5 protein-coding genes and 1 tRNA gene are annotated in these 8,345 nt (G+C 35.8%); 1 reads left to right on the top strand and 5 read right to left on the bottom strand.

The genetic code is table 11. The annotated features are described in order from the left end of the window. Window positions 1–66 precede the first annotated feature (66 nt). A complete protein-coding gene (locus tag BM266_RS16790; protein ID WP_093411624.1) occupies window positions 67–357 on the bottom strand; it encodes a helix-turn-helix transcriptional regulator in 291 nt (96 codons plus the stop codon). A 124-nt stretch (window positions 358–481) separates the two neighbouring features. Beyond that, window positions 482–1,156 carry a hypothetical protein gene (locus BM266_RS16785; protein ID WP_093411623.1) on the bottom strand — a complete coding sequence of 225 codons (675 nt, stop codon included), beginning with the start codon at window positions 1,154–1,156 and terminating at the stop codon, window positions 482–484. Between the two features lie 256 nt (window positions 1,157–1,412). On the opposite strand from BM266_RS16785, the gene BM266_RS16780 reads away from it, so the two are divergent. Further along, window positions 1,413–1,895: a dual specificity protein phosphatase family protein gene (locus tag BM266_RS16780; RefSeq protein WP_093411622.1), complete on the top strand. Its 483-nt coding sequence runs from the start codon at window positions 1,413–1,415 to the stop codon at window positions 1,893–1,895. 472 nt (window positions 1,896–2,367) lie between these two features. On the opposite strand, the gene BM266_RS16775 is transcribed toward BM266_RS16780, so the two are convergent. From BM266_RS16775 to mce, 3 genes are all read right to left on the bottom strand, one after another. Beyond that, entirely contained in the window at window positions 2,368–6,999 is a 4,632-nt protein-coding gene (locus tag BM266_RS16775) for an NACHT domain-containing protein (RefSeq protein WP_093411621.1), read from the bottom strand. 317 nt (window positions 7,000–7,316) lie between these two features. Beyond that, a tRNA-Ile gene (locus BM266_RS16770) sits at window positions 7,317–7,393 on the bottom strand. Between the two features lie 163 nt (window positions 7,394–7,556). Further along, window positions 7,557–7,994, bottom strand: a complete 438-nt coding sequence (gene mce, locus BM266_RS16765; protein ID WP_093411620.1) for a methylmalonyl-CoA epimerase — start codon at window positions 7,992–7,994, stop codon at window positions 7,557–7,559. Between the last annotated feature and the right edge of the window lie 351 nt (window positions 7,995–8,345).

Genomic DNA, 8,345 nt, shown 5'->3' with positions numbered 1-8,345 from the left:
CCCACCCGGATATAGGTTAGCTTTTTCATCATAAAATCTTTAAAGGATGAGTAAAAGGCAAAAGCCCTATTTCCGGTTTTTCATCAGGTTCTTATTGAACTGATCCTCAAGGAATGCATCGGACAGGTCTGGTTCTCCCAGAAGCCAGGCATCGATCTTTTCCTTGTCGAAAAACTTCTGACGAATGTTAGGATTGTTCCCCATCGGGATAAGCCGCAAATGCGTAAGCTTGTATATCTTACTTTTGGAAAGTCCAGTATATTGTGCCAGATCTTCTACGTTCATTACTTTTTTTGTGTGGGACAGTAAGACTTTAATATCCTCTAATAAACCCACAACTTTTTCTTGCTCATTCATAACTATAAGGTTAAAATTAAAAATGAGTAAAAGGCCTTTTACGTTTTTGTACAGGACAAACTTAGGAAAGCAAATACCTTTAAATCAATAGAGTAATTCAAATAAAAAGGAAATTATCCAATAATTATTCTTTAGCCAGCATCTGTCGGATAAATTTTCGCTGATTCCGGGAGTTAATTTTTTCCTGGTCGTTTTTCCAGGCAGAAAAACTGGTTTTTAAGGTGTTTTCTTTGAGGGGTTCATTGTTCATTAGGAAGGAATTCATCAGCAATTGAAAAAAGTCACGTTTCCTTTCTCCGGTAAGATCCTGAATTCCTCCAACAAATAATTCGTCGAATAAAACAAAGAGGATTCGATGGTTTGCAGAATCCCCACTTTTATTCCCAACAGTAAAATTGATCTTCTCCTGAACCTGCCGACCTTTCAACAATCTAAAGAATTGTTGTTTTGATTCATTATCAAAATTGATGTATTCAAATCTTACCTGGAATTTATTAATGGGTTCCACCTTAAAATTGTGACGATCAGTCTCCAGGTGTTTATTTGATTCGTAGAATATGGCTGCCCAAACCATCACCAATCCGAGAACAACGAGTAAACTCAGGAAGACTAGATAATTATCTGTTATAAACCGAAAGCCAAAAAATAAGCTGAAGCTTAGAACGATTAAAATAAAAACTGCTAAAAGGAATAGAATAAGATTGGTGGAACTTCCCTCAACTTTATCCTCCAGGAAATAATTTATTCCTGATCTCCACCTGGCCAGTGTTTTTCCAGATTTTAGAATGAATTTTTCCATAGTCCCCAATTATTCAGGGTATTAAATATAGCCAAAAGAAAAATAAAGTGGAAAAATCAAAAGTATATTGGCTGTACTGGAGCTAAAACAAAAAAGAACTAAAAATCTCTTGATGGAGAGTATTTCAAATTTCACAGTGGCACAAAACGAGCCGTTATAGGGTCAAATTATGAAAGTTTTACGTTTATCCCGGGGGGAAAACCTATTAAAGATATATTTTAGTTGGCATATAACGAGTTGGCAATAATTTTATAGTATGATTGAGATAAATAAGAATGTATTTGTAGGTAATTCAAATGATTATGAATGGAATAAATTTGAATCTGATTTTTATTTCCTTCAAGCGTGCAAAGAACCATACCATCGACAAGCATTAGGTTATAAAGGAAGATCCATTTCGGACACACATCCTGAATATTTATTCGCATATAGAGGAAACCGGCTAATTCTTAATATAGTGGATACAGATTCTGACAAATACTTTTCGAATATTCTTTTTGAGAAATCACTTGACTTCATTGAATACAGTCAAAAAAAGGGCAATAAGATTTTAATCCATTGTAATCAAGGTTTATCTAGATCACCGAGCATTGGTTTATTATACTTGGCGGTAAATAATAAAATTTCTAATCATTCTTTTTTGGATGCAGAAAAAGATTTCGTAGAATTATATCCTGATTACGCCCCGAAGGGAATAAAAAGTTTTTTAGCTAATAATTGGCAATACTTTATAAAATGAAATAAATAGTCTTGTGTTCGAGAGTAGATTTAATTTTTCAAGTTGTTACAGGCATAGAATTTTGGATTAGCTTCATTTTTAGTAAAATATTTAATGATCTATTTAAAATTAAAACTATGAATATAATTAAAAACATATTAGTTGGAGTGGGTACTATTGTGTGGGGCCTGATGCTTTTGTGACCTGTGAAACTTTTAAAATTAAATTGTACTTAATCAAGATAATAGTATGGGGGTGAAATTCCCCCTCCCCACTCCCTTCAAAAACTACTACCAACAGCTAAAAACAAAGATGCTTAAACCTGTCTTAATATGGAGTTCAATGGCAATGGTGTTGGAATGGTTATTCACCTTCCTGTTTTTATGGAAAGGCGGATAAAATTGTAACTTCTTACAACTAGAAACCAGCTGCCAACAATGCCTCCTATGAAAAGCAATAATCTTGTCTTTTAAATAATTAAGTGTAATATTAGTTAAAGTGTATCAATAGCAACAAGTGCCCTTGAACGATATTGTTTGTCCTTTAACAAGGTATCGAACAGGTCCAAAACCCGATCCTTATTCTTTTTAAAAATTTCGTCGGATTTACTGATCGCACTGAAAATCGCCAAAACAGCCTGTATAGGCTCTTGGCCCAAATAGCCACTCTTCCTTATATCATGATGTTTAACGTCAATGCATTGCTCTAAAAGTGTAAGACAGCTTTCGGGATGATCTTTGGAGGCTTCCTTTAGGAGCTGTATAAAATATCTGGGCTCCTGCTCTATATGCTCAGATTTCACATAAGCATATAAGAATGATTCCATTACTTTAAATTTCTCCGGTTTTATTTTTCTCAGGATTAACCCGGAAAACCGTCTTGATAATTCTTCGGAAGAAAAATTGAGTAACTGTAAAAGTAGTTCTTGACACTTCCTGTTATAGGGTTTCTCTGAAAACAAATTCTCTTCTACGGTATGCAGAATGGCTCCTAGCGCTTTATCTCCTGCATTAAGGGAACGTTCCATCAATTCATCTGTAGCTGGACTGTCTTCATAAAATAACCAACATTTGGTTACCAGTACCATTCCATTTTCATGTAACCCGGGATAGGTAATTATCTTATCAAAAAATGGACGCATTTCATGAAAGAACCTGTTCAGATAATAATCTGCCGACCACATGGCATTTTTTAGAACCTGGACATCATTGGTATCCGTAATCTCTCTAAAAATTTCAAATGCCCGGTAGATATCCAACTGATTGAGATATGCCAATTGAGAAAGTACCCCTACTCGTACAGATTCAAATGGGTCTTTTGCAGAGTTTTCTACAACCTTAAATATTTGCTCTTTCCATCCCCTGTGATATGAACATAGCATAATAGCAATAGTAGCTGCGCTCCGAACGGTCTGTGAGCTATCCGCTAAGGGATTATCTGGATTATACGGTCTTGTAGGATCTTCATGATTTAAAGCCAATTCATTCAAATAGCTAAACACCTCAGTGTCTATACACTCTTCTGAAATCAGATATCGGGACATTCTGATTAACCTAAGAACCTGAACAAGATGAAGCTCCCTTTTTATCAACTCCTTAAAAATCTTTAAAATGGCTTTCGGATCATAATTGGATTCTACTAATCCGTTGAGCCCGGCGATCAGATATACTGTGGAAATATCTTTGTTTTCAAAAAGCAATTCTACTAGTGGATAAAATCGATCACTGTCAGCTTTGACGACTTCTTCAAATTTTCTGGCATGTTCATCTTTCCCCCCTTTAGAAGGATCATCAATAGAGTCCCGAGTATATTCATCGTTAAACTTTTGCATACTCCGCAACCAGTGGTCAAAGTCCATTTTGATATATGCACTCTCTTTAAGCGGAGGTCCTACCCCATATGTTCTTGTACCTCCAATATCCATGGCTTTATCCGAAATTTCTCCAAATTTTCTTTTCAGCTCCTGATATCTCCGGTATAAATCATCATGCTTTTTTAGACCTGCCAATGGAATTGCTTTAATAAAGAGAAATTCCTTTTTCCCAGCAAACTTTAAGTGGTGAGATTTATCATTCTTATAATGACTCACCTCATATTCAGCCGGGTGTTTTACAGACATTACCATATCTGCAAGGACTCTTTGGTCAGAAACTTCTAACTGACCGAAGATCTTACCAATTAGTGACCTGCAGATATACTGGAAGTTATCATCATAGTCAAGAAATCCATTCTTCCTATGGATGATATTTATTAAGTAAAAGGATTGATGAAGATACTTTTTCGGAAAGTCACGTAAGTAGTTTAAGATAAGCATTAGCACCGCAATACTATGAGTGTCTTTATGTTTTTGATAAAAGGAATCGAACCAGAGTTTATCTTTTCTGGCAATAGTTTTGAAAAGTTTTTCTAAAAAAACATAAAGTTCCTCGTCTCCATCCGGGATACTTTTACGATAACCTGATACTCGAAAATGAAGCCCTTCATAATACTCGCTTTGTCGCAAAAATTTTATCCATTCTTTAGGTCCATTTTCAATTATCTCATCCATTATTTCAAAGAGGAATTCAAAACACTTTATGGGATAGTATTCAATTAGTTTTTCGATTATACCCTTTTGCGTATAATTTAATGTTCCAAGATGTAACTCATTATGGAAATATTCAATGAGCACAGCTCGTAGTTTTTTTATGACAAAATCCGGATGATACTTAGCCATCCGATCTAGAATGACAAAAAACCAATAGTTGGCCTCATGTGGCGCTTTTTTCATAGCTTCCTTATCGAAAGGAAAAAAATGTTCAAATAAAGGTAACCACTCTTCATCTTCCCAATGATCAACCTGGATCAATACTCTTTGAACGAAATCATTACGTTGATCTATTGTCTCCGGTAAATCCTGTAAGAATTTTGCGATTAGTTGTGGATGCACACTTAGATTTTTAACTAAAAACCAAAAGATAATATTCCGGCGGAAGCTTTTTATGTCGAAATTTTTAGAACCGGCAAGGGTAATCCTTAAACGCTGTTTCAAAAAATTTTGAATCTGTAATAATTTAGGTAATTTATAGTTAAGATTCCGTTCGGGAATTGTTTGCTTAAAGATGAACTCCATCCAAGGAAGGGAGAAGGAAGTTTCCATAAAGACATCCAATAATTGATGCCTTGGATGTATAGTCTTAAGAAAACATTGCTTCTCCTGGTCTGATGGGACTTCCGTTGTAGCGACCGTATTTAGAACCAAAACCTTCAAATGAAAACGGTATCTTTTTAATTTTAAAATTGTATTGACATATCTGATGTATTCTTCATGTCTCGAATCTCTTAGAAATTCCAATAACATTTTAACGGTTGGTCGAACATATAGGCTTTGTCCTTTTTCATGAATATATGTAAGAAGATCTTTTTTTTGATCGATAAAATAGCGGGAAAAGACATAATCATAAAACGACTGATGGAAAAACTGTAATCCTCGAAGATCCTGATGCAGGATAGCATTGCTTTTTAAAAACTTAACCTCCATATTATAACCTTCAAGGTAATCGGAAGACAGAGTGATCCTTCCCTGCTCATACATTCGCTGGGCCAGTTTAAAAAGCACTTGCTTAACCTTAAGACCTTGTTTAGAAGCCCGTTCCTCGGTATCAGACCATAAAGCTTTATTAAGATCATTTAAATTTTGCAATAAATCAAGATTCCTTAAAGCTTTTCCCCTCAATCGGCAGAAAATATTTAGATGGTTAGGTATGGAAACCAGTTCTAAAAATTTATCTGAATACTTAAGAATTCCATATTGCTTAAGAACCCTCTGTACATCTTTTTTTTGCAGGGCTCCTAGGGAAAATCTTGTATACTTAGGTTTGAGATAATGACTCAATTCCGCATCATAATTCAAGTCAAATGTCCTTACAGAAATAATAATCCGAACCTCAGAATAATTTATAAGGTCATTAAGAAGCCTGTTATAGGTAGCAATAAAGCTTCGATTTGTCGATAAGGTTTGTGATAAAGCATCCAGCTGGTCTACCAGAATCACAATTTTTTGATGTTTTTCACGTAAGGCTTTGAGAACAGCTTCAAAGCTGGTTTCTGCCTGAAATAATTTTTTTGCAAGTTCCAGTCGGTTTTCAGCATAATATTTGTCGGCTTTGATAGCCAGAACCGGTATGTTTCTTGCCTCAAGCGCCTTATTTAGATCCTTAAAAACTACAGATTTTCCTAGTCCCGCATTGGCTTCTAAAATCGCGATACCTTTCTTTTTATCCGGCATATCTGATAAAATCCAGGATTTCAGCTTATCTGTTTCTTCCCGCTCGATATGAGTATCCTGCCTTGCTCCAAATTGATCTGGAATCTGTTCAAAGTCAAAAGATGCTGAATGAAGAAACTGACAGGCTTTCTTATAGGAGAGTGCTAGCCTACCATTCATAGATTCTTCAGTATTTGGTTGTGCCAAAATTTTTTTCACCCTAAAGAAATGGGATAGAATGTTTAGATTATATGGTTGCCTCAGCAACATGCTAATATCCTTTTCATGCAATTGTCGGACCTGAATATTCAAAAGTTGTAAGTGAAGTTCCCTTCTGATATTCTGATAGCTTTTTAGAGAACTTAAGGTACTGAACTGGCTTATGATATCATTGGTCCATTTCTCAAGTTCAGGCTCTTTAAAAATATTATTCTTAAAATCATTGATGAGGTAAATAGTATCCCCGGTCACTCCACCTGAAGCTAAAATGTAATATTTAAAATCTTGAATTTCTCCTTGAATTTTCCCATCCTTTATGCCATATAAAAGAAACTTGAGGAACTCTTTAACAAATCTGGTTTTACCCAATCTCGTTTTTTTTTCGCTATGCTTACACTGGATCACCCCTTTAAACTCGTTATCTATAAATAGGGCACAATCCATTCCCTGATCTTTTATACCTCCTAATAAAACGATCTCATCAAAGCCTTCCCAGGCACCAAATTGATTAATCTCTTGTTTAATAGTAAAGTAGGTCAAGTCTTCAAAAGAGAAAGCATCTATACGCTCAAAAGGAGGTATGTCATCCGATTCCAGCAGAAAAGGAGCGGTTATACTCTTCAAGTTATCTAGCTCTTTATTTTGAAATTCTAATGACATATTAAGTATTTTATCATCCTTGCCTTATCCTTGACTTATCCTTGACTTATCCTTGTTTTGAACCTACTCTCTCTTAATTACAACTCCAATTGGTTTATAAGCTTTGCATAATGGGTATAACCATTATCTATTGACCATTTGAGTTTTTATCGAGAATATACACCCAATTTACAGCAAGAGAATAGATCAATTTAGTTTTTTATTTTAAAAACAACCATTTTTTATCTTGTCCAATCGGATGAGCTAATTTTGTTGTACATATGTTGTACCCAAGAAGAAACAAAAAAGCCTTACATCTCTGTAAGGCTTGATTTTGTTGGTGGTCCCACCTGGGCTCGAACCAGGGACCCCTTGATTATGAGTCAAGTGCTCTAACCAGCTGAGCTATAGGACCGGCTCATTAAGTTTAATGAGGGCGCAAATTTAGAGAAATGCTTTTTACAGAACAACTTTTTATTTAAAAAATATCAGGGCTCTTAGTTCCCATATTTATGGACGGTTTTTAGATAATTCAGCTTTAATTTTTTTACCTCTTCCTGGAAATTATCAACTTATTTTTAGTTAACTCCCTCCCCCTCGGGGAGGGTTGGGGAGGGGCCTTTTTCCTGGCAAAGCTCCACCAGAACTCCGTGGACACTTTTGGGATGTAAAAAGGCCACCAACTTATTATCGGCGCCTGGTTTCGGGGTTTTATTCAGGAGTTGAAAACCTTCCTCTTCCAGTCGGGAGATCTCGGTTTCAATATCGTCTACAGCAAAAGCGATGTGGTGGATGCCTTCTCCGCGTTTCTCGATAAATTTTGCAACGGGACTATCTGCATTTGTGGCGGCGAGCAGTTCTATCTTGCTCTCCCCGGTTTTAAAAAACGAAGTGCTCACGCCTTCGCTCTCCACGGTTTCAGTTTTATAGGCTTCGGTTTTAAGCAAAGCTTTATAAGTGGCATTAGCGGCTGCCAGGTCTTTTACGGCTATCCCTATATGTTCAATCTTTTTCATATGTGTTTTATTTTAAATTTCTTCAATTGGGGCCAAAACTTCCCGTAGGGCTTGCTGCTCTATTATCGGTTTTCACTAATTAAAGTGTGCCATAGGCCCAATTTTAATGGTTTATCTATATTTAAGAGGTACGTGATTATAAAAGGATAAGAAAGATGTAAATTTTCATATGCGTGCTTCCAAAAGGTATTGCTACCTTTCTTTACGACAAGTGTTTGTGCTTATCCAGTTTTCGACTCAATTTCATACACAGGTTTAATTTCCTAGTAAAAAAAACGAGCTCCAGGTTTATCTTTAGGCTACCGGGGTGAGCCTTACATCAAATCCCAGTTTTCTAAGGTGACCAACTGT

Source organism: Salegentibacter flavus (genome assembly GCF_900115145.1).
In the GTDB taxonomy this organism is placed as follows: domain Bacteria; phylum Bacteroidota; class Bacteroidia; order Flavobacteriales; family Flavobacteriaceae; genus Salegentibacter; species Salegentibacter flavus.
This window is presented reverse-complemented; position numbering and strand designations above follow the sequence as displayed.

Coding starts and splice junctions, on each gene's coding strand:
- BM266_RS16790 (WP_093411624.1), bottom strand. CDS start 357: ATGAATGAGCAAGAAAAAGTTGTGGGTTTATTAGAGGATATTAAAGTC.
- mce (WP_093411620.1), bottom strand. CDS start 7,994: ATGAAAAAGATTGAACATATAGGGATAGCCGTAAAAGACCTGGCAGCC.
- BM266_RS16785 (WP_093411623.1), bottom strand. CDS start 1,156: ATGGAAAAATTCATTCTAAAATCTGGAAAAACACTGGCCAGGTGGAGA.
- BM266_RS16775 (WP_093411621.1), bottom strand. CDS start 6,999: ATGTCATTAGAATTTCAAAATAAAGAGCTAGATAACTTGAAGAGTATA.
- BM266_RS16780 (WP_093411622.1), top strand. CDS start 1,413: ATGATTGAGATAAATAAGAATGTATTTGTAGGTAATTCAAATGATTAT.